The following is a 22,079-nucleotide window of genomic DNA, read 5'->3' on the forward strand; positions in this document are numbered from 1 at the left end:
AGTTATGAGCGCAGCAAAAAATATAAATATTACCCTAAAAATTTGGCGTCAAAAAAACTCCAAAGCTAAAGGAAATTTAGAGACTTATACTTTAAATGAAGTTTCTACAGCAAGTTCATTTTTGGAAATGTTAGACCAATTAAATGAGCAATTAGTAAACGAAAGAAAAGAACCAATTGCATTTGATCATGATTGTCGTGAGGGAATTTGCGGAATGTGTTCTTTATACATCAATGGTCGTGCACATGGTCCAGATACAGGAATAACTACTTGTCAATTGCACATGAGAATGTTCAAAGATGGTGATACTATTTATGTTGAACCATGGAGAAGTAGAGCGTTCCCAGTAATTAAAGATTTAGTGGTTGACAGAACTGCTTTCGATAGAATTCAACAAGCTGGTGGTTTCGTTTCTGTAAATACATCTGGAAACACTATCGACGCTAATGCAACCCCAATTAATAAAGACGATGCTGATAAATCATTTGAAGCAGCTGCTTGTATTGGTTGTGGAGCTTGCGTAGCTACTTGTAAAAATGGTTCAGCAATGTTATTTGTTGGAGCAAAAGTTTCTCAATATGCATTATTACCTCAAGGAAAAGTTGAAGCTACAAATCGTGTTTTAAACATGGTTCGTCAAATGGACGAAGAAGGTTTCGGAAATTGCACCAATACTGGAGCATGTGAAGTAGAATGTCCAAAAGGAATTTCTCTAGAAAATATCGCTCGTATGAATAGAGAATATTTAAAAGCTTCTGTGAAGTAATACATACTTTTTAAAATAAATTATAACGCATTCATTAATTTGGATGCGTTTTTTTATCTTTGAAAGACAAACAAAACTGCAATGAGAAATTTCTTTTCAATAATAATTCTATTTACCTCAATAGTCACTTTCGGACAGAATTATCACAAATATGTCAATCCTATGATTGGAACTGGAGGTCATGGTCATACTTATCCTGGAGCAACAGTTCCTTTTGGAATGGTGCAACTTTCTCCTGATACCAGAATTGATGGAAGTTGGGATGGCTGTTCAGGATATCATTATGATGATTCGATAATTTATGGTTTTTCACACACGCATTTGAACGGAACGGGTTGTACTGATTATGGCGATATTATGCTAATGCCAACAATGGGTGATCACAATTTTATTCCAAATGAATATGGGTCCAAATTTTCTCATTCAAATGAAAAGGCAACTGCTGGATTTTATTCAGTGAAGTTGGATAAACATGATATTGACGTTCGTTTAACCTCTTCTACACGTGTCGGATTTCATGAATATACCTTTAACAATGCTGGACAAGCTAATATAATTCTCGATTTAAACCATAGAGATAAATTGCTATATGGCGATGTGAAAATTATTGATAAAAAAACGATTCAAATTCTAAGAAGAAGCGAAGCTTGGGCAAAAGATCAATATGTTTATGCTCAAATTGAATTTTCTGTACCGTTGGAAATTTCAAATTCTCATTCAAATGAAGAAATTAGCCCTACATTTTTTGCTGGTACGGAACTAAAATTAGCGTTTTCAAAACAAGTTAAAAAAGGAGAAAAAATCTCAGTAAAAGTTTCACTTTCGCCAACAAGTTACGAAGGAGCAAAATTGAATATGTCTGAAATAAAAGGATGGGATTTCAATAAAGTTAAACAAGAAGCCGAACAACTTTGGGACAAACAATTATCCAAAATTGAGATAACGGAAACAGATAAAGATAAATTAGCGATTTTCTACACCGCTTTATATCACACAATGGTTCAGCCCAATATCGCTCAAGATATTGACGGAAAATATCGAGGTAGGGACAATAAAATTCACAATGGAGAAGGTTTCGATTATTACTCGGTTTTCTCGCTTTGGGACACGTTTCGTGGTGCGCATCCATTGTATACTTTAATCGAAAAGAAACGCACTGCCGATTTCATAAATACCTTTCTAAAACAATACGAACAACGCGGAAGATTGCCAGTTTGGGAATTAGCTTCCAATGAAACCGATTGTATGATTGGTTATCATTCGGTTTCGGTAATGGCTGATGCAATGGCAAAAGGAATTACTGGTTTTGACTACGAAAAAGCATTTGAAGCAGCAAAACATTCGGCGATGTTAGATCATTTAGGATTGGATGCCTACAAAAAGCAAGGTTTTATTTCGATGGATGACGAGCACGAAAGCGTTTCTAAAACTTTAGAATATGCTTACGACGATTGGTGTATTGCGCAAATGGCTCAAATTTTAAACAAGAAGGAAGAATACAAATATTTCATGAAGCGTTCTCAAAGTTGGAAGAATATCTTCGATTGGAATACCGGTTTCATGCGACCAAAGAAAAATGGTGGTTGGGACAAACCCTTCGACCCGAGAGAAATCAATAACAATTTTACAGAAGGAAATTCTTGGCAATATTCGTTTTTTGTACCACAAGATATTCCGGGAATGATTGAAGCGTATGGTGGAAATGATAAATTTGAAGCCAAACTAGACGAAATGTTCAACTCTGAAAGTAAAACTACAGGAAGAGATCAAGTTGACGTAACTGGATTAATCGGACAATATGCACACGGAAACGAACCAAGTCATCACATGGCATATTTGTACAACTACATTGGAAAGCCAGAAAAAACAACAAATAAAGTACATTACATTTTAAATAATTTCTACAAAAACACACCAGACGGATTAATAGGAAACGAAGACTGCGGACAAATGAGTGCTTGGTATGTTTTGAGTTCTATGGGAATTTATTCGGTTACGCCAGGAGAACCAATTTGGTCAACAGTGAAACCAAATTTTGGGAAAATTAAAGTAAATTTTGAGAAAAATTATAATTCAGAAATATCTGTAGGAAAAGATTTAAGATTTTTCGGAATTGAAATCCAACATAGAAAATCATTACCGTTAGCTAATGATATTATTCCAGTTCCAGTAATTCAAGCGGAAAGCAAATCGTTTAAAGACAAAATGAAAATTGAGATTCTGTCACAAAACCCAGAAGATAAAATTTACTATATTGTTTTTGAAAAAGGTGTTGATTATTCAACTATTAAAATGACTTACGTTCCATATATAAAACCATTTGATATTGAAGCTTCTTCAACAATACAAGCATATATTAAAAATGACAAAGGACAAAGTCAAACCATTTCCGCAACCTTCTTCAAAAAACCAAATAATTACACTATCGACATAAAATCTACCTACAATCCGCAATATCATGCTGGTGGAAAGGATGGTTTGTTGGATGGAATTAATGGAACAACAAATTGGAGAAAAGGCGATTGGCAAGGGTATCAAACTCAAGATTTTGAAGCCATTGTTGATTTGCAAAATGTAAAAGAAGTATCCAATTTTAGCGCAACCTTTCTACAAGACCAACGTTCTTGGATTTTAATGCCAACTAAAGTAGAATATTACAGTTCGACTGACAATGTCAATTTTACATTATTAACAACTGTTGACAATGATGTTGATCCAAAAAAAGACGAAAACACTATCAAAGATTTTAGTTTTACATCTTCAAAACCAATCAATGCAAGATATATAAAAGTAAAAGCCTACAATTACGGAAAACTCCCAGAATGGCATTTAGGTTTTCCTTATAATGGAGATGCGTTTATTTTTATAGATGAAATAACAATTAAATAAAATCCGCGAGAATCTGCGTTTTCACGAAGTGAATCCGTTTCATCCGCGTTCTAATAACCATGAAAATAGCCTTAATACAAACCGAATTATCCTGGGAAAACCCCAATGAAAACAAAGCTTTACTTCAAGAAAAGATAAATGCTATTTCGCAATATGTCGATTTAATTGTTTTGCCCGAAATGTTTACCTCTGGCTTTACAATGAATCCCAAAAATGTAGCTCAAACCATGCAAGGCGATGCTATTTCTTGGCTAAAAGAAACTGCAAAGTCTAAAGATTGTGCCATCACAGGAAGTTTGGTAATTGAAGAAAACGGCAACTATTTCAACCGATTGGTTTTTGTGTTTCCAACTGGTGAAATTCAAACTTATGATAAAAGACACCTTTTTACTTTAGCTGGAGAAGAGAAAGTTTATACTTCGGGAACTGAAAAATTAATAATCGAATACAAAGGATTCAAAATCTGTCCGCTTATTTGTTACGATTTACGTTTCCCAGTTTTTGCCAGAAATGTAGAAGATTATGATGTCTTGATTTATGTTGCCAATTGGCCAAAACCACGCGTAAACGCTTGGGATATTTTGCTAAAAGCACGTGCAGTAGAAAACATGAGTTATGTAATTGGAGTCAATCGTGTTGGAATAGATGCTAATAATCTTGAATACATCGGACATTCGCAAGCTATTGATTATCTAGGCAATTTCATTCAAGAGCCTCAAGAAATAGAAGGCGTTTTTATAGTAGAATTAGATAAAAACGAAATGCTAGAAACTAGAAAAAAATTAAATTTTCTAAATGACAGAGATAAGTTTCAAATTCTCTAAAAAACACAAAAGGCACAAAATATTTTTTTTGTGCCTTTTGTGTTAAAATTTATTTCACAACATCAACTGGTTGTTCAACATCCCAATTAGCTCTCACATCAACTTCTTTTGGAAAGTAAATTACTTCTTCACTTTGGCGTTGTTCTAAAAAGCTTCCTGGTGTCCATCGCTTGTTTTTATCATCGTCATAAATAACACGAATGGTATATTTTGCAGGATCAATTAAATCAAAATTCAATAACGTTTCCTTTTCAGAATATTGACTTACAATAACTTTTCCGTCTTTATCAGTCAATTCTACAATAACAGGAAAACGCTTTACATTTTCGAGTTTTATACGAAGATTCCCATAATCAGAAAGATTGTTGGTAGAAAAATCAAAAGATAAACTATCATTTTTTCTATCATAATAATCCGTTAATGCATCTGGCAAAACTTTTAAATTGTATTTTTCTAAAGGTTCTTTGTTAAAAATAAACTTCAACTCTTGTTTGAGTTCGTCATATTCATTAGTAAATTTTACTTCTACAGAATCCTTATTAATAAGCTTCATCTTCGTTACATCCCATTTTGTCAAAGGAACATTAGATTTTATGGCAAAATTATCTCTAAAGCTTATGGTTCCTTGTTGTTCTGAACTAAATCCTAAAGTATCTCTTTTTTGTTCTTTAACTTTTAAAGAAAAGGTCTTTTGAAATTTATTTTTTGAAACATCAATACTTAATGAATCTCCTTTTACGGCTTTAAACCATACTTGAAGTGAATCTTTCTTAGGTAATTGTGAAACAACAAAAGGAATAGCTTCAGAGCTCTTTTTAAGTGTTATTTTTACATCTTTAGGATTTCCTTCATATCCAATGGTAAATCTTGAACCAGAAGCTTGTGATGCGTTTACAGCTTTAAATGTTGGTTCTTCTTTAAAAAGTTCTAATTCATAGATGGTATCATTCGGAATAGTAATGAACTCTTTTTGAAATCCTATTTTTTCAGTTTTAGGATCAAATTTATTGTTTCCGTTTACATCTTTCAAAGCAATCAAACGGTATTTTCCTTCTTTAAGATTCTCAAATTTAACCAATTGCAAACTGTCCAAAGTGTTGGTGATATATCTTGGAACTTGTTTGTAAATTATAGAATCATTGTATTTATCATTGGCATCATAAAGCATTATGGAAACATAATTATCTACTTTTTTCTCAATAGCATCTTTTACTTTTGCACCCAAATTCAAGGAATCTATATAACTTCCAGTAGAGAAAACATATTTGAATTGTTGGTAAGGATTTCCTTCGTTATTGTCTGCAATACTTTTTCCGAAATTAAAACTATAAGTAGTGTTTTGAAGAAGCGTATCTTTAATTCTGATAGTAATGACTTTACTTGCGTTATAAGGTAAAATTTCTGGCTGACGCTTCATAGGCGGCGAAATGATAAGCTGCTTATTAATGTCTTTCAACTTAATGTATTCGTCAAAACTTATTTTTATTTCCTTTCCAGTGAAATTTGTCGAGAAATTTTTAGGAAAACTATTAACCATTTTTGGTGCAATAGTATCTTTCAAACCTCCAGTGATTGTCCCTTTTTTTGCACATCCAATCGCTAGAAAAACTAGTAATAGTAAAACATATTTAAAAACACCTTTTTGCATCAATTCTTTAATTTCTTAGCGCAAAATAACAATTATATTTAGTGGAAACGAAATCTTTTTATTTATAATTAACTAAAAATAATTACTGCGTCATTGCCATACAAACAATACTGATTTTTGAACCCGGAATTTTTAGTAGTTCTCTACCACAAGCTTCAAGTGTTGAACCAGTTGTAATTACATCGTCAATTAATAAGAAGTGTTTATTGTGATGGGATTCGTTAAAATTAACTCCAAAGATATTTTCTACAACTTCAGCTCTTCCCAAAATGGATTTAGTAGTTTGAGTTTTTGAATAAACATTTCTTACCAAAATAGTTTCATCATAAGATTTGTTCCAGCTTTTTGAAAGGGCTTCGCCAAAAGTAGTTACTTGATTATAACCACGTTCTTTAAATCTTTTTTTATGTAATGGAATTGGAATTATGAAGTCAACATCTTTTAGTTCTTCAACATTTTTCAACTCTTCTGCATACCAATATCCAATAGCTTCACCAATTTCTTGATGACCTTTGTATTTCAGTTTGTGAATCATTTCTTGAACAATTCCTTTTTTGTGGAAATACATCAAGCTTGAGGCAAATTCAATAGGAATTCGACCATAAAATTTCGAAAAAACGTCATTATTTTTACTCAAATGTTGATTTGTAAGCGGAATATCATGTCGGCAGGAAGTACAAATTACAATTTCATCTTTCAATAAAAAGGAATTACAACCTGCACAAGCTTTAGGAAAAAAGAGATTTATGATGCTTTGAATCATGAAATTGGGCTAATATTTTTATAAAAATATAAAAATCAACGATTCATTGGTTATTTATATTAAATTTTAATTTCACTTTTATATTTTTGCACCATTATGGCAAAACAAGAAGATTTATTTAAAAATGTGGTTTCGCACGCAAAAGAATACGGATTTATTTTTCCGTCAAGCGAAATTTACGATGGTTTAAGTGCAGTTTACGATTATGCACAAAATGGTGTTGAATTAAAGAAAAACATCCGCGAATATTGGTGGAAAGCAATGGTGCAAATGCACGAAAACATTGTTGGACTTGACGCGGCAATCTTGATGCATCCAACAACTTGGAAAGCTTCAGGACACGTTGATGCTTTTAACGACCCATTAATTGACAACAAAGATTCTAAAAAAAGATACAGAGCAGACGTTTTAATTGAGGATTATGCCGAAAAATTAAACCTGAAAGCTAAAAAAGAAATCGAAAAAGCGCGTGAACGTTTTGGCGAATCTTTTGACGAAGAACAATATAAAACAACAAACCCACGTGTAATGGAATATCTTTCAAAAGAGAGAGAAATTCTTGAACGAATGGGTAAATCGTTAGGAAATGGCGATTTAGAAGACGTAAAAGCATTAATTGAAGAATTAGAAATTGCTGACCCAGAAACAGGTTCAAGAAATTGGACGGATGTGAAGCAATTCAACTTAATGTTCGGAACTAAATTAGGTGCTTCTGCTGAAAATGCGATGGATTTGTACCTTCGTCCAGAAACAGCACAAGGAATTTTTGTTAATTTCTTAAATGTTCAAAAAACTGGTAGAATGAAAATTCCTTTTGGAATTGCTCAAACAGGTAAAGCCTTTAGAAATGAGATTGTTGCTAGACAGTTTATTTTCCGTATGCGTGAATTTGAACAAATGGAAATGCAATTTTTTGTAAAACCAGGCGAAGAAATGAAATGGTATGAATACTGGAAAACTAACCGTTTAAAATGGCATTTATCTTTAGGATTGGGTGAGAAAAATTACCGTTTTCATGATCATGAAAAATTAGCTCATTATGCCAATGCAGCTGCCGATATCGAATTCAACTTCCCATTCGGATTTAAAGAATTGGAAGGAATTCACTCAAGAACCGATTTCGATTTGAAAGCACACGAACAATTTTCAGGTAAAAAACTACAATATTTTGACAATGAAACGAATTCTAACTACGTTCCTTACGTTGTAGAAACTTCAGTTGGATTGGATAGAATGTTCTTATCGGTTTTTGCAACATCTTTAAAAGAAGAAACATTGGAAGATGGTTCAACAAGAACCGTTTTAAGTTTGCCAAGCGTTTTAGCTCCAACAAAAGCGGCTGTTTTACCATTAGTTAAAAAAGATGGACTTCCAGAAGTAGCTCAAAGTATAATTGATGACTTAAAATGGGATTTCAACGTGGCTTACGACGAAAAAGATGCCGTAGGAAGACGTTACAGACGTCAAGACGCACTTGGAACACCATTTTGTATCACAGTTGATCATCAAACATTAGAAGACAAAACAGTAACTATTCGTCACAGAGATTCAATGAAACAAGATAGAGTTGCTATTTCTGAGTTAAGAGGAATTATCAATGAAGAAGTTTCTATGAGAAATTGGTTGATGAAAACAATATAAAGTACGAAGTTTGAAATACGAAGTACGAGGTATAAAAAAGGCGAAAAGTGTAACTTTTCGCCTTTTTTACTATAATTATCATTTGTTAAAATCTATAGCCAATATTTAAGTCACCTCTAAATGACGCATCAGGTGCAACGTCTGAATTTCCTAATGTTCTTCCTGCACCAACTAAAATTTCAAATACAAATCCAGAATTATTAATCCATTTTTTTCCTAAAGCTATACCTAGAGAAGCAGCGCTGTATTTTGTTGGCTCTACATCATCGGTATATTTATTAAATGTTCCTGAACTGTATTTTCCAAAACCTTCAACAAAAAATCCTTTAGCGCCATATTCTTTAGATTCTTGAAAATAAAATCGTGCAAAAGGTGTTAATGAAAAATCTTCTGGATAATCATTTCCTTTTGCATCAAAATTTACCAAAATTGAACTTCCAAAGGTGAAGTCTTCACTTTTAATATATTCGTAAGTTCCTTCAAAAATGGTTCCTCCTAACATTTTTAAAGCACCAAATTTTAATTCATGTTTTTTATCACCAAAATTTTTCTTTGTAAATGTTTGGTTGGTTGTGTTTTCTTGGGAAAAGCCAAGTGAAAAGCCAAGTAAGCTAAAGATTATAATTTTTTTCATTGCGTTTTTTTAATCAAAAATAATGATATCAATGACGTAACCAATTATTTTAACATTAAATTTAATCTTCTTTAGGTAAGTTAATTTCACTCAAAACAAAATCTCGCACTTTTTCCCAAGTTTTTACATTTAGTGAATAATATATATTGTTTCCTTTGTTTTTCCCTTTGATTAATTTTACTCTTTTTAATTCTGAAAGGTGTTTTGAAACTGTTGATTGCGCCAAAGGCAAAACTTCAATAATATCGCCACAGCAAGATGTTGGATTATCCATTAAAAACTGAATAACTTTCAATCTAGCTGGATTTCCTAATGCTTTTAAAACATCGGCCATTTCATTGATTTTAAAGGAAAATCCGAAGGTTTTAGTAATTCCCATATCGCTATATATAATTAAAATAGTTTGTTTTTCTTATTGTTTAATTCACACGAAAAGTATCTTCATCATTTGTAGTTGAATTACAATTTTTAGATAATTTGTTTCCAAATTTAGAAAAGATTCTTTTACTGCATATTCATTTAAAGATATTTTTATCCATAGATTATTGTTTTTATTTTTATCAATCTGTAATTGATAGTATTACAGATCTATTTTATATTTTGATATAGATATAATACGATAAATAGATCACTTGATTTTTGTCAAATTTTTTTGAAGGTTGTTAACAACATCAACATAATTATTATTTGAAACGATTTTATTTGGTTTTAAGCTTTTTCAGACGATTTTACTTACAATTGAATGTTAATAAATAATTCTGTGCTTTATTTTTATTTCTGACTTTTTTATAAAAATTTACCTTTAAATATTTAATAAACAAGTAATTATAAATAGTATTTAAATTATATTATAGCTATATATAGATACAATATGTCTTTTGTGTTTTTTCTTTTGTTTTTATAAAAAAGTAAGAAAAAACCTTAATAATATTGCGTTTAATCGACTTTTCCTACCTTTCAACTAAAAAGGGTATATTGTTAAAAAGTCGTAGTTCACATCTGTTTGAATATTCTACAAAACTTCTAATTTAGTAACGTTGTAAAATGTGTGATTTACACCAAAAAATAGTCCCCAAAACTATCTATATTTTAACATGAGTTGTGTGAACTCATAAAAACTGATGCTTTACCCCAAAAAGTAAAGCAATTGAAGAATTTTACATTCGTAATTATTGACGACAACCCAAAAAATAGGTTGAAGACTAAAGCCACGGCCGAAAGTTTTCAAAACTTAACCTTTTTGGCAATGGCTGATAATTATGAAGATGGAATAGATATTGTTTTAGAATACCATCCAGACGTAATTTTTCTTGAAATTGATCCTCAAGACAAGGAATCTAAGTTATCATTGGCTTTTATCAATGAATTACACCGCTATTTATCAGTAATTCCTAAAGTAATTGTTACTACTACAAATGATGCACTTTGTTTACAATCATATAAATATGGTGTTTTTGATTATTTAATCAATCCTATAGAAACTAAGGAACTTCGTAAAAGTATTTTTCGTTTAGATAAAGAATCGTCAATTAGTTCTTCTTCTACTATATCTAGTAAGGTTATTGCGCCATCTATAATTGTTTCAGATGTTCCTGAGGTTGAATCAACTGTAGTTGAGTCAGAAATCACTCCAATTGAGTTGGTTACTGTTGATGTTCAAGTAGAAGTTGAAGAAGCTAATGAATCAGATATTTCTAGTGAAGAAATTATTGATGTTGAAGAAACAGAATTAATTGATGATAAAATTGATATAAGCGAAGAAGTAGCTTCTGAACCAAAAGAAAACAACACAACGTTTGAAATTAAAGGAGGAAAAGATAAACCCTTAATTATTTGTGTTAAGTCTTACGGTGATTATCGTTATATAGACGCTAAAGACATTTGTTATCTACAAGCAGACAACAACTCTACTGATATTCATTTAAATACAGGAGAAATGATTACTGCTTTTAAAACACTTAAGCATTTTGAAGGCGTTCTTAGTTATCCTTTCGTTAGAATTCACAACAGTTATATACTCAATATTGACTATGTTTCTAGAATTCACACTGGAAACGCAGTTTGCCATATTAAAAATACTACCACAAAACTTCCGTTTTCTAAATCTTATAAAGAAAACATAGATGCTATTATAGCTTCAATAGCATCTGGAAATTACTTAGAAATCTAATTACCCTTTTCTTGATTAAATCAGCGCTTCATTTTGCTGTTTCTTATTAAAAATTAATCATAGACCAACAGCACTTTTTCTCGTTAAAATGATATTTGTTTTTAATAAAATATCATAAATAACTGATAATCAATATTTTAAATACATTTTTTTCATTTTCAAAACCACGTAAAACTACGTGGTTTTAAAAAATGTCATTCACCCAAATTTGAGTATCATTCACTATCAAATGGCGTCATTCTACATTATACACGCGTAAACGTATTTATCGAAACCTAATGCTGTAGTAGTTTTACGACGTCAAAAGCCCCAAACAAGTTTTAAACGACTGGCTTTGCGAATAACAATTAAAGTCTAACAAAAACATAAAATTACAATCATGAAAAAATCATTAGTAATATTCGGATTATTCTCTTTAATGATGGTATTAACATCTTTTACATCTCCAGTCGAGATTGGTGGAAGAGGTCAAGTAGGAACTGGAAATTTTGAAATAGGTGGAAGAGGTCAAGTTGGAACTGGAAACTTTGAAATAGGTGGAAGAGGTCAAGTTGGAACTGGAAACTATGAAATTGGTGGAAGAGGTCAAGTTGGAACTGGAAACTTTGAAATTGGTGGTCGTGGGCAAGTAGGTACAGGAAACTAATTAAAAAAAAAATATACACTAAAAAGCTATCATTTTATGATAGCTTTTTTTTATTTTGTAGATTTGTTCAAATCAATAATTACATTTTGAAAAAAATCTTCTTTTTTTTACTTACACTTTTGCTCATAAGTTGCAATAAAAATAATAAAAATGCAGACAATCAAACTGCAAAAAAAATTGATTTGTATCTCAAAAACACTTTAAACAATAAATATTCAGAAAAAGAGCAATCTCTTTACAATGATAAAGCAACAGATTTGATATTAAAGATTGAAAATTCTGTTTTCAAAAGAAATAGCTTAGATTTAGTAATAGATAATTATTTCTATTTAAATCAATGGAATAAGTACGATAAACTTTCTAAAGAATTATTAAATATTTCAAGGTCTGCAAAAGATACAGTTCACTTAGCGAAAGCTATGAGATATCAAGGAAACTACTATTACAAAGAAGGAATTTTAGATAGTTCTTTTTATTTCTACAACAAATCTGAATTTTTTTACAATAAACTCAGAGATTATAATAGTTATTCAGTTGTATTACTTAAAAAAGGAATAGTTCAATTAGAATTAAACGATTTTTTTGGTGCTGACGTTTCGTTGACTAAAGCATATAACATTCTGAAAAAGACTGATGACAATCAACGTATTTATGCTGCTTTAAATTCATTAGGAACTGTTTCTAGTGAACTAAAAGAATATGACAGAGCAATTGCAAATTATAAAAATGCTTTGGAAATTGTATCTAAAGCAAAATTAGAAACTACAGAACATCAATCGGCTAATTGTTACAATAATATTGGTTTAGTTTATTTAGAATTAAAAAATTACAAAAGCGCAATTTTTTATTTTACGAAAGCATTATCTGAAAATAATTTAAAAAAGGAAAATCCTTTATTGTATTCTAGTGTTATTGATAATTTAGCTTATTCTAAGCTTAAAAATAATGATTTGAAAAACATTAATAAATTATTCTTCGAATCACTTACAATAAGAGATAGTTTAAATTATTCAAGTTATAAGGTATTGACTTATATTCATTTGTCAGAATATTTTTTTAAAATTAATGATATAGTAAATGCAAAAAAATACTCTTTAAACGCAATCGAAACTGCTAAAATCTCTAATTTACCTTATTATTCAATTGCGGCACTTAAGCAAGCAACTTTAGTTGACAAAGAAAATTCAGCTGAATATTCAGAGGATTATATTAGAATTAGTGATAGTCTGCAATTAGTAGAGCGAAATTCAAAAGACCGTTTCGCTCGTTTGCAATTAGAAACAGATGAAATCATAAAGCAAAAAGATGATCTTGTTGAGCAAAACAGAGATATTCTTAACTACTTTATGGGAACTATGGCTTTCGTTGGGATTCTGTTTTTTATGAGAGCACAAAGAGCAAGAAGAAGAGAGCTTGTTCTTACACAGTCGCAACAGCGCGCTAATGAAGAATTATACAAATTAATCATATCACAACAAAATAAACTTGACGAAGGCAAAGTCTTTGAAAAAAATAGAATTGCAAAAGAACTTCACGACGGAGTTCTTGGTAGAATGTTTGGTTTAAGACTTAACCTTGATGGCTTAAATAAAAGAACCGATGAAGAAGCTGTTGAAGAAAGACTAAGGTATTTAGAAGAATTAAAAACTATAGAGCAAGATCTTCGTGAAATTTCTCATGAATTAAGTAGGGAAAAATTTGTTTTAATTAATAACTTTGTAGCCATTGTTAACGGACTGCTTGAGGAACAAACTAAAATAAATTCTGCTAAATTAACAACACTTATTGGTGAAAATATAGATTGGGACTTACTTTCAAATACTACAAAAATTAACTTGTATCGTATTCTTCAAGAGAGTTTGCAAAACATAAACAAGTATGCCAATGCAAAATTTATAAAAGTTGAGTTTAAAAAAGATAAAAAAGGGAATTTAATTCTTAATATTGTAGACGATGGCGAAGGCTATGATGTTAAAAAGAAAAGTAAAGGAATTGGAATGAAAAACATGGTTGACAGAACCCACGAAAGTGACGGAACCATTGAAATAAAATCTGAAAAAGATAAAGGAACTCAAGTATTAGTTGTAGTTCCACTTGAACATAAAACTATAAAAGTATAACAATGCCCCAAAACATTAATGTATTAATCGTTGACGATCATCCTTTTATTATTCAAGGATATAAAAATGTGATCAAATTATTTCCTGACAAAAACATAGAATTCACATTCTATGAAGCAATTGATTGTAAAACAGGATATGAAGCTGTAATTAATCCAGTAGCAAAATATGATTTAGCCTTTCTTGATGTTAGTATGCCTACCTACGAAGAAAAAAACATCAACACAGGTGAAGACATTGCGAAGTTGTTAATTAGTGAAATGCCCGAATGTAAAATTGCTCTCTTAACAATGCATTCAGAAAGCCTAAAGGTGCAATCAATTATTGATGAAATAAATCCTCTTGGTTTAGTTATAAAAAATGATTTGGGTTTTGAAAGTATGATTTTAGCTCTACAAACAATACTTAGAGGAGAAAAATATTATAGTGATTCGGTTATTAAATTTTTGAATAATCAACAAAAAGAAAAAGTGTATGTTGATGTTATAGACAAACAAATCTTACACTACTTAAATAAAGGTGTAAAATATGACGATATTCCACTTTACATAACAATTTCATCGAGTTCTGTGAAAACTAGAAAAGAAAACATGAAAGAGTTACTTGGAATTAAAGGATGTAAAGACTCAGAATTAGCTGCAGTTGCCAAAGACCGAGGCATGTTATTATAAAAACAAAAGCGATACTAAATTAAAGTATCGCTTTTTTTATGTCTATTCTTCCAAAGCATTCCAACCACGAGCTTTCAGCGGAATTTTAGTATTAGCTCTTGTTATTAAATGCGTTCCTTCGCTTTCGCTAACCATATGTCCTATTACAGTGAAGTTTGGATTGGCTTTTATTTTATCAAAATCTTCCATCGAGATGGTAAACAATAATTCGTAATCTTCTCCACCATTTATTGCAACTGTTGTAGAATCAATATTGAATTCTTCGCACACATTAATAAACTGCGGATCAACCGGAATTTTCTCTTCATATAAATTACAACCCACTTTTGATTGCTTACAAATATGAATAATCTCAGAAGATAATCCATCCGAAATATCAATCATCGAAGTTGGTTTTACTTCCAATTTTGATAATAATTCTTTTATATCGTGACGTGCTTCTGGACGTAATTGTCTTTCAATCAAATACGTATAAGCATCCAAATCAGGTTGATTGTTTGGATTTACCTGAAACACTTGTTTCTCACGTTCCAAAACTTGTAATCCCATATAAGCGGAACCTAAATCGCCAGAAACTACTAACAAATCGCCTTCTTTTGCGCCGCTTCTGTAAACAATTTCGTCTTCATTTGCTTCACCGATTGCAGTGATTGAGATAATCAAACCTTTCTGTGACGAAGTGGTGTCGCCACCAATAACATCAACATTGTAAAATTTAGAAGCTAATGTAATTCCGTCAAACAATTCTTCCAAAGCTTCCAACGGAAAACGATTGGAAACTGCAACCGAAACAGTAATTTGAGTCGCTTTCGCATTCATCGCACAAATATCAGAAACATTCACAACAACAGCTTTGTAACCCAAATGTCGCAAAGGCATGTAAGCCAAATCAAAATGTACGCCTTCAATTAATAAATCAGTTGAAACGACTACTTTTTTATCTTTAAAATCTAAAACAGCAGCATCGTCACCAATACTTTTTATAGTTGAGGTGTTTTTTACATCAAAATTTTTTGTCAAATGGTCTATCAATCCAAATTCGCCCAATTGCGAAAGTGATGTTCGTTGCGGATTTTTATCTTCTATCATTTTGCAAAGGTACAAAGTTTTTTTGCCACAGATTCACAGATTTTTCGCATCTTTATAGTAATAAATCTCTTTTTATGAAAAATTATCAAATTGTAACACTTACCATAAATCCATCATTAGACAAATCAACGCATTTCACAGGATTGATTGCCGAACAAAAAATTCGTTGCGAAAAACCACGATATGATGCTGGCGGTGGCGGAATAAATGTGTCGAAAGCAATTGCGAAATTAGGTGGAACTTCTACTTGTGTTTTTTCTTCGGGTGGTTCATCTGGTGAAATGTTAGAGGAATTAGTTGCAAATGAAAATCTAGAAAGTATTGTAATAAAAACAAAAAATTGGACCAGAGAAAACTTTATAGCTTTCGAAAATAAAACCAAAGCACAATATAGATTCGGATTTCCAGGAAATGAATTTTCAGATGATGAAAAAGATGAAATCTTTCAAGCCATAAAAGATTTGAAAACCGATTATCTTGTAATCAGCGGAAGTTTGAATGAAGGTTTGCCTACAAATTTCTATCAAAAAATAGCAGAAATCGCTAAAGAATCAAACATAAAAGTTATCGTTGATACATCAGGTGAAGCGTTGCAAAAAGTATTAGAAACTGGCGTTTATTTAATCAAACCGAACATAGGTGAATTGGCAAAATTAATAGGAGTTGAACGATTGGAATTAATAGAAGTAGAAAAAGCAGCGAAAAAACTCATCGAAAATAAAAGTGCAGAAATTGTAGTAGTTTCACTTGGAGCAGAAGGCGCAATCTTAGTCACCAAAGACGAAACCCATTTAGTAAAAGCACCAAAAGTAGAAAAGAAAAGCACGGTTGGAGCAGGCGATAGCATGGTTGGCGGAATGGTTTGGGCATTATCACAAAACAAATCCCTAAAAGAAGTAATCCAAATAGGCGTGTGCTGCGGAACAGCCGCCACAATGAACGAAGGAACACAACTTTTTAAAGCAGAAGATGTGATGCGATTACTGCGAGATATCTAAAAAAACCCAACAACTTTCGTCCTTGGGTTTTGTCTTTCTTCTTGTATCTTTTTTCTATTCTCTAATTAATCATTCAACTTCAAAACAGCCATAAACGCTTCTTGAGGAATTTCAACATTTCCTACCAAACGCATTCTCTTTTTACCTTTTTTCTGTTTTTCAAGAAGTTTACGTTTTCTCGAAATATCACCACCATAACATTTGGCAGTAACGTCTTTACGTAAGGCTTTTATAGTTTCACGAGCAATGATTTTGGCTCCAATTGCTGCTTGAATTGGAATGTCAAACTGTTGTCTTGGTATTAATTCGCGTAATTTTTCACACATTTTTTTACCAATGTTATACGCATTACTTTCGTGAATCAATGCAGAAAGCGCATCAACCGATTGTGCGTTTAATAACACATCAAGTTTCACTAATTTAGAAGTTCGCATTCCAATTGGCGAATAATCAAATGAGGCGTAACCTTTAGAAACCGTTTTTAATCTATCATAAAAATCGAATACAATTTCTGCCAAAGGCATATCAAAAGTTAATTCAACTCGTTCTGTTGTTAAATAGGTTTGATTGGTAATTACACCGCGTTTTTCGATACATAAGCTCATTACATTTCCAACATAATCGGCTTTTGTAATAATGGTTGCTTTAATATAAGGTTCTTCAACTCGGTCTAATTTTGAAGGTTCAGGTAAATCCGATGGATTGTTAATTACAAATGAAACTTCTGGATCTTTTTTAGTGTAAGCCAAATACGAAACGTTAGGAACTGTAGTAATTACAGTCATGTCGTATTCGCGTTCCAATCGTTCTTGAATAATTTCCAAGTGTAACATTCCTAAGAATCCACAACGGAAACCGAAACCTAAAGCAGCCGAACTTTCGGCCACAAATACTAATGAAGCATCATTCAATTGAAGTTTTTCCATTGAAGCACGCAAATCTTCAAAATCGTCGGTATCAACAGGGTAGATTCCGGCGAAAACCATTGGTTTTACATCTTCAAATCCTGTAATCATATTCGTTGTTGGCGTTTTTGCATCCGTTAAGGTATCACCAACTTTTACTTCTTTCGCTTCTTTAATTCCAGAGATTAAATATCCAACATCACCAGTAGAAATAACGCTTTTCGGAACTTGGTTTAGCTTCAAGGTTCCTACTTCATCAGCAAAATATTCATTTCCAGTAGCCATGAATTTAATCTTCTGACCTTTTCTAATTTCACCATTTTTAACACGGAAAATAACTTCAATTCCACGAAACGGATTGTAATGTGAATCGAAAATCAATGCCTGTAATGGTTCGTCAACATTACCTTTTGGTGCAGGAATTTTTTCAATAATTGCAGCTAAGATATTTTCTACACCAAAACCAGTTTTACCTGAAGCGTGAATAATATCTTCCAATTTGCAACCTAATAAATCAATAATATCATCGCTAACTTCTTCAGGATTAGCACTTGGTAAATCTACTTTATTCAAAACCGGAATAATTTCCAAGTCATTTTCTAAAGCCAAATATAAATTAGAAATTGTTTGTGCTTGAATACTTTGTGCAGCATCAACAATCAATAATGCACCTTCGCAAGCCGCAATCGAACGAGAAACTTCGTATGAGAAATCTACGTGTCCAGGAGTATCAATAAGGTTTAAGATATAATCTTCACCTTTATATTTATATTCCATTTGAATGGCGTGACTTTTTATGGTAATTCCACGTTCACGCTCCAAATCCATGTTGTCAAGCAATTGTGCTTTTTCTTCACGAGCAGTAACGGTTTGTGTGGCGCCAAGAAGTCTATCTGCAAGCGTACTTTTTCCGTGGTCAATATGTGCAATAATGCAAAAATTTCTAATATTTTTCATGCTTCAATATCAAGTTCAATCCCGAAACTTCGGGGCAATAGCAATTCTAATGCAATTAATCTGCAAATATAATGTAAAGTTTAGACTTTTAAGCTATGTTTTTTTGTGCTTATTGATAGGAAGTTGGGCTACATTGAGCAAATTTTTCATTTGCTGAAGTGAAAAAAGTATAATCTTTAACAAAAAGTTTTAATAAACGTTCAAATTCTTTTTGTTTTTCTTCAGAAATTAAATTTTCAGGAAGTACATTTTTTAATTTGAAATTATAAATGAAATAATCGATTTTTCCATTTGGAGCAAAATAAATCCTTTGAAAACATTTGGTTTTACTTTCCCATTTGAAGTTGTTTTTATTTAAAAACGAACCAAAATCTTGAAGTAATTTAATATAAGATTCTTGTAACTTTTGTTGCTGTGCTTCTGTTCTGAAAACAGCTTTTGTACTATCAATATGAACCGCCGATTTGTATTCTAAATCTAATTTTTCAATATTAATTCCAATTTTTTGGGCTTCTTCTACAGAAAAAACCTTGGATTGTGAATGCAAATTATTGAAAAATAAAAGAATTAAAAATAGTTTTAAAATTCTCATTTGATTGATGATTGAAACTTTGATTAGGTAAAACTAACGTAATTAATAGTAATAAAATTGTAAAATTGTAATTTCAGCTTTTATAGTTCTTATTTCGATTAACTTTCATTACTAAATATTCTTAACTATCTTTGCAAAAAAATTAGTCTAATGCCCAAAATAGGCAACATTATATTACCAGATTTTCCACTTTTACTTGCGCCTATGGAAGACGTGAGTGATCCACCATTTCGTAGATTGTGCAAATTGCACGGTGCCGATTTAATGTATTCCGAATTTATTTCTTCGGAAGGATTAATTCGTGATGCTGTAAAAAGTCGTCAGAAATTAGATATTTTCGATTACGAACGACCAGTTGGAATTCAAATATTTGGTGGCGATGAAGAAGCAATGGAAATGTCGTCACGAATAGTTGATGCAGTTCAACCTGATTTGGTTGATATCAATTTTGGTTGTCCCGTGAAAAAGGTTGTTTGTAAAGGTGCAGGCGCAGGAGTTTTGAAAGATGTTGATTTGATGGTGCGTTTGACGAAAGCAGTTATTAAAGGAACTAATCTTCCGGTAACAGTAAAAACGCGTTTGGGTTGGGATGAAAATTCTATTAATATTGATGAGGTAGCAGAACGTTTACAAGATATTGGTGTACAAGCTTTAACGGTTCACGCAAGAACGCGTGCGCAAATGTATAAAGGTCATTCTGATTGGAGTCATATTGAACGTGTAAAAAACAATCCTAGAATTACAATGCCAATTTTTGGAAACGGCGATATCGATTCTCCTGAAAAGGCATTAGAATATAAAAATAAATACGGACTTGATGGAATGATGATTGGTCGTGCCGCAATTGGGTATCCGTGGATTTTTAACGAAATCAAACATTATTTTGCTACAGGAGAACATTTGGCAAAACCAACAATTGCTGATAGAGTAGAAGCAGCAAGAAATCACTTAATTTGGTCAATGGATTGGAAAGGTGAACGCCTTGGAATTGTAGAAATGCGTCGTCATTATACCAATTATTTCAAAGGAATTCATGGCTTTAAAGAATACAAACAACGTTTAGTAACGACAGACGAACACAACGGATTGATGGATATATTTGAAGAGATTAGCCAAGAATATGCTAATTATCAAATTGTTTAGTTTAAAAGTTTTTTTGTTACTCTACTGCTTGCAATAAAACTTGCAATAATTCCTAAAGAAACAATCGTTAAAAAGACTATCAATACATTTATTATTGAAAATTCAACAGGATAAGCTAAAGTTGGAGTTATCATAATAAGTTGGAATTGTTGTTGAATTAAAACAATGATAATTCCTAAAATCAAACCTATTATACCACCAAAAATACTCAATAAGCTTCCTTGTAACAAAAACACTTTACGTAAATCTTTAACTTCTGTCCCAAGGTTATACAAGGTTTTTAAGTTGGCTTTCTTGTCTAAAATCATCATTATTAATGCTCCTATTAAATTGAAAAGAGCGATAACAATTACAAGAGTAAAAATAAGATAAACCGCAATATTTTCAGTATTTAACATTTTGTGTAAAGTTGCGTTTAATTCAGCTCTTGTTTTTACGTCAACTTTATTATTGAAAATGGTTTCAATTTTGGTGATTACTTCAGCTTCATTTGAATTAGGTTTTAATTTCAATTCAATTCCTGAAACCTGATTTGTTTTGTACTGTAATAACTCTTGAGCCAAACCTAAATCGGCAAATACATACTTAGAATCAAGTTCTTCGCTGATTGCATATATTCCAACAGGAATCAAGACCGATTTATTAAATGAATCTTCTGGATTTAAAGCCAAATCACCTTTACCGGGCTTAGGTGCCATAACTTCAAAGGCGTTGTTGAAGTCAAACAAACCCATAGATAATTTTTCAGAAATTCCATAGCCAACTACAACTTGGTAAGTTTCGGGTTTTAACCATTGACCGTTAAATAGTTTTTGAGATGCTTTACTTACGTTTTTAAAGTTGTTGTCAACTCCTTTTAGAATAGAAATTTGTTGTTTTCCATCGAAAGAGAATAATACTCGCTCTTCAATTATTTTACTAAAGTTTACTACACCTTCGGTATTTCTAATTTTTTTCTCTTGATCAGTTGTAATGTAAAATGATTTTCCTGTTGATGGATTTACTTTTAAATCTGGGTCAAAATCATTTGAAAAGGATAAGCTAAATACTCTCAATCCACTAAAAACAGAGAGCACTACAAACAACGCCATGGCTCCAACAATAATTCCGCCTGAAGCAATTTTAGTAATGATGTTGATTGCATTATTCTTGCTCTTACTAAAAAGGTATCGTTTAGCTATGTAAAAAGGGAAACTCACTTATGATTTCTTACGTTTTTCTAAAAGATCACGATTTTCAATAGGGTTTTCTTCTCCTTTTAAAGCATTGTCAATTTTTTCGATATAATCTAAAGAATCGTCAATGTAAAAAGAAAGATTAGGCACTTTTCTCAACTGCAATTTAACGCGTTGAGACAAGTCATGTTTTATTAATGGTGCATTAGATTTTACTGCAGTTAAAATTTCTTGAGCTCTATTTTGAGGAAAAACACTTAAATATACACGTGCTACACCCAAATCAGTTGTAACAACAACTTTAGAAACCGAAATTATCAAATTTGTAAGTCCGTTTTTTCTCACTTCACCTTGAAGAATATCTACTAAATCATTTTGTAGAACGCTTCCTATTTTTTTCTGTCTATTTGTTTCCATGGTGCAAAAATACGATTTTAAGTTTAATTTC

The 22,079-nt window shown here is 31.6% G+C and carries 19 protein-coding genes; 10 read left to right on the plus strand and 9 right to left on the minus strand.

The features are described 5' to 3' along the window. The first annotated feature begins 4 nt into the window (after positions 1-4). The 3 genes from ACYU7A_RS00755 to ACYU7A_RS00765 all read left to right on the plus strand — a co-directional run bounded on the left by ACYU7A_RS00755 (position 5) and on the right by ACYU7A_RS00765 (position 4,479). A complete protein-coding gene (locus ACYU7A_RS00755) occupies positions 5-766 on the plus strand; it encodes a succinate dehydrogenase/fumarate reductase iron-sulfur subunit (protein WP_460573483.1) in 762 nt (253 codons plus the stop codon). A gap of 81 nt (positions 767-847) precedes the next feature. Further along, positions 848-3,655 carry a GH92 family glycosyl hydrolase gene (locus ACYU7A_RS00760; protein WP_460573485.1) on the plus strand — a complete coding sequence of 936 codons (2,808 nt, stop codon included), beginning with the start codon at positions 848-850 and terminating at the stop codon, positions 3,653-3,655. Between the two features lie 59 nt (positions 3,656-3,714). After that, positions 3,715-4,479: a nitrilase family protein gene (locus ACYU7A_RS00765; protein WP_460573487.1), complete on the plus strand. Its 765-nt coding sequence runs from the start codon at positions 3,715-3,717 to the stop codon at positions 4,477-4,479. A gap of 49 nt (positions 4,480-4,528) precedes the next feature. On the opposite strand, the gene ACYU7A_RS00770 is transcribed toward ACYU7A_RS00765, so the two are convergent. Then, positions 4,529-6,127: an Ig-like domain-containing domain gene (locus ACYU7A_RS00770; protein ID WP_460573489.1), complete on the minus strand. Its 1,599-nt coding sequence runs from the start codon at positions 6,125-6,127 to the stop codon at positions 4,529-4,531. An 82-nt stretch (positions 6,128-6,209) separates the two neighbouring features. Next, a complete protein-coding gene (locus tag ACYU7A_RS00775) occupies positions 6,210-6,890 on the minus strand; it encodes a ComF family protein (protein ID WP_460573491.1) in 681 nt (226 codons plus the stop codon). 96 nt (positions 6,891-6,986) lie between these two features. On the opposite strand from ACYU7A_RS00775, the gene ACYU7A_RS00780 reads away from it, so the two are divergent. Then, the gene (locus tag ACYU7A_RS00780) at positions 6,987-8,531 is read left to right on the plus strand and encodes a glycine--tRNA ligase (protein ID WP_396144766.1); all 1,545 of its coding nucleotides are present in this window, start codon (positions 6,987-6,989) and stop codon (positions 8,529-8,531) included. Between the two features lie 85 nt (positions 8,532-8,616). Here ACYU7A_RS00780 and ACYU7A_RS00785 read toward each other — a convergent pair whose 3' ends face one another. Both ACYU7A_RS00785 and ACYU7A_RS00790 read right to left on the minus strand, forming a co-directional pair. Then, the gene (locus ACYU7A_RS00785; protein WP_460573493.1) at positions 8,617-9,165 is read right to left on the minus strand and encodes a hypothetical protein; all 549 of its coding nucleotides are present in this window, start codon (positions 9,163-9,165) and stop codon (positions 8,617-8,619) included. Between the two features lie 61 nt (positions 9,166-9,226). Beyond that, positions 9,227-9,544 carry an ArsR/SmtB family transcription factor gene (locus tag ACYU7A_RS00790; RefSeq protein ID WP_298309350.1) on the minus strand — a complete coding sequence of 106 codons (318 nt, stop codon included), beginning with the start codon at positions 9,542-9,544 and terminating at the stop codon, positions 9,227-9,229. 768 nt (positions 9,545-10,312) lie between these two features. On the opposite strand from ACYU7A_RS00790, the gene ACYU7A_RS00795 reads away from it, so the two are divergent. From ACYU7A_RS00795 to ACYU7A_RS00810, 4 genes are all read left to right on the plus strand, one after another. Continuing rightward, positions 10,313-11,335, plus strand: a complete 1,023-nt coding sequence (locus tag ACYU7A_RS00795) for a LytR/AlgR family response regulator transcription factor (protein ID WP_460573496.1) — start codon at positions 10,313-10,315, stop codon at positions 11,333-11,335. A gap of 379 nt (positions 11,336-11,714) precedes the next feature. After that, positions 11,715-11,981, plus strand: coding sequence for a hypothetical protein (locus ACYU7A_RS00800; protein ID WP_460573498.1), 267 nt, complete (start codon positions 11,715-11,717; stop codon positions 11,979-11,981). A gap of 86 nt (positions 11,982-12,067) precedes the next feature. Continuing rightward, a complete protein-coding gene (locus ACYU7A_RS00805; protein WP_460573500.1) occupies positions 12,068-14,101 on the plus strand; it encodes a tetratricopeptide repeat-containing sensor histidine kinase in 2,034 nt (677 codons plus the stop codon). Positions 14,102-14,103: 2 nt separating this feature from the next. Further along, complete coding sequence (locus tag ACYU7A_RS00810; protein ID WP_460573502.1) at positions 14,104-14,772, plus strand: response regulator; 669 nt, start codon at positions 14,104-14,106, stop codon at positions 14,770-14,772. A 42-nt stretch (positions 14,773-14,814) separates the two neighbouring features. Here the strand turns inward: ACYU7A_RS00810 and thiL are convergent, their stop codons facing one another. Beyond that, a complete protein-coding gene (gene thiL, locus ACYU7A_RS00815) occupies positions 14,815-15,861 on the minus strand; it encodes a thiamine-phosphate kinase (protein WP_460573504.1) in 1,047 nt (348 codons plus the stop codon). A gap of 74 nt (positions 15,862-15,935) precedes the next feature. Here thiL and ACYU7A_RS00820 point away from each other — a divergent pair, with 74 nt between their 5' ends. After that, positions 15,936-16,859, plus strand: coding sequence for a 1-phosphofructokinase family hexose kinase (locus tag ACYU7A_RS00820; RefSeq protein ID WP_460573506.1), 924 nt, complete (start codon positions 15,936-15,938; stop codon positions 16,857-16,859). Between the two features lie 65 nt (positions 16,860-16,924). On the opposite strand, the gene lepA is transcribed toward ACYU7A_RS00820, so the two are convergent. Both lepA and ACYU7A_RS00830 read right to left on the minus strand, forming a co-directional pair. After that, complete coding sequence (lepA, locus tag ACYU7A_RS00825) at positions 16,925-18,721, minus strand: translation elongation factor 4 (RefSeq protein WP_345095295.1); 1,797 nt, start codon at positions 18,719-18,721, stop codon at positions 16,925-16,927. Between the two features lie 109 nt (positions 18,722-18,830). Continuing rightward, positions 18,831-19,313: a hypothetical protein gene (locus ACYU7A_RS00830; protein WP_460573508.1), complete on the minus strand. Its 483-nt coding sequence runs from the start codon at positions 19,311-19,313 to the stop codon at positions 18,831-18,833. A gap of 150 nt (positions 19,314-19,463) precedes the next feature. Here ACYU7A_RS00830 and dusB point away from each other — a divergent pair, with 150 nt between their 5' ends. Beyond that, positions 19,464-20,456, plus strand: coding sequence for a tRNA dihydrouridine synthase DusB (gene dusB, locus ACYU7A_RS00835; protein WP_344815655.1), 993 nt, complete (start codon positions 19,464-19,466; stop codon positions 20,454-20,456). Here dusB and ACYU7A_RS00840 read toward each other — a convergent pair. Both ACYU7A_RS00840 and rbfA read right to left on the minus strand, forming a co-directional pair. Further along, positions 20,453-21,655, minus strand: coding sequence for an ABC transporter permease (locus ACYU7A_RS00840; RefSeq protein WP_460573510.1), 1,203 nt, complete (start codon positions 21,653-21,655; stop codon positions 20,453-20,455). The two genes, dusB and ACYU7A_RS00840, sit on opposite strands and share 4 nt — an antisense overlap. Further along, positions 21,656-22,048 (minus strand): 30S ribosome-binding factor RbfA, encoded by a 393-nt coding sequence (gene rbfA / locus ACYU7A_RS00845; protein WP_460573512.1) that lies wholly within the window; start codon positions 22,046-22,048, stop codon positions 21,656-21,658. Between the last annotated feature and the right edge of the window lie 31 nt (positions 22,049-22,079).

The organism is Flavobacterium koreense, assembly GCF_054776075.1.

Bases quoted from the DNA above. Each gene is read 5' to 3' on its own strand.
- dusB (WP_344815655.1), top strand. From the start codon at position 19,464: ATGCCCAAAATAGGCAACATTATATTACCAGATTTTCCACTTTTACTT.
- ACYU7A_RS00755 (WP_460573483.1), top strand. From the start codon at position 5: ATGAGCGCAGCAAAAAATATAAATATTACCCTAAAAATTTGGCGTCAA.
- ACYU7A_RS00790 (WP_298309350.1), bottom strand. From the start codon at position 9,544: ATGGGAATTACTAAAACCTTCGGATTTTCCTTTAAAATCAATGAAATG.
- thiL (WP_460573504.1), bottom strand. From the start codon at position 15,861: ATGATAGAAGATAAAAATCCGCAACGAACATCACTTTCGCAATTGGGC.
- lepA (WP_345095295.1), bottom strand. From the start codon at position 18,721: ATGAAAAATATTAGAAATTTTTGCATTATTGCACATATTGACCACGGA.
- ACYU7A_RS00765 (WP_460573487.1), top strand. From the start codon at position 3,715: ATGAAAATAGCCTTAATACAAACCGAATTATCCTGGGAAAACCCCAAT.
- ACYU7A_RS00775 (WP_460573491.1), bottom strand. From the start codon at position 6,890: ATGATTCAAAGCATCATAAATCTCTTTTTTCCTAAAGCTTGTGCAGGT.
- ACYU7A_RS00800 (WP_460573498.1), top strand. From the start codon at position 11,715: ATGAAAAAATCATTAGTAATATTCGGATTATTCTCTTTAATGATGGTA.
- ACYU7A_RS00780 (WP_396144766.1), top strand. From the start codon at position 6,987: ATGGCAAAACAAGAAGATTTATTTAAAAATGTGGTTTCGCACGCAAAA.
- ACYU7A_RS00760 (WP_460573485.1), top strand. From the start codon at position 848: ATGAGAAATTTCTTTTCAATAATAATTCTATTTACCTCAATAGTCACT.
- rbfA (WP_460573512.1), bottom strand. From the start codon at position 22,048: ATGGAAACAAATAGACAGAAAAAAATAGGAAGCGTTCTACAAAATGAT.
- ACYU7A_RS00770 (WP_460573489.1), bottom strand. From the start codon at position 6,127: ATGCAAAAAGGTGTTTTTAAATATGTTTTACTATTACTAGTTTTTCTA.
- ACYU7A_RS00820 (WP_460573506.1), top strand. From the start codon at position 15,936: ATGAAAAATTATCAAATTGTAACACTTACCATAAATCCATCATTAGAC.
- ACYU7A_RS00830 (WP_460573508.1), bottom strand. From the start codon at position 19,313: ATGAGAATTTTAAAACTATTTTTAATTCTTTTATTTTTCAATAATTTG.
- ACYU7A_RS00810 (WP_460573502.1), top strand. From the start codon at position 14,104: ATGCCCCAAAACATTAATGTATTAATCGTTGACGATCATCCTTTTATT.
- ACYU7A_RS00785 (WP_460573493.1), bottom strand. From the start codon at position 9,165: ATGAAAAAAATTATAATCTTTAGCTTACTTGGCTTTTCACTTGGCTTT.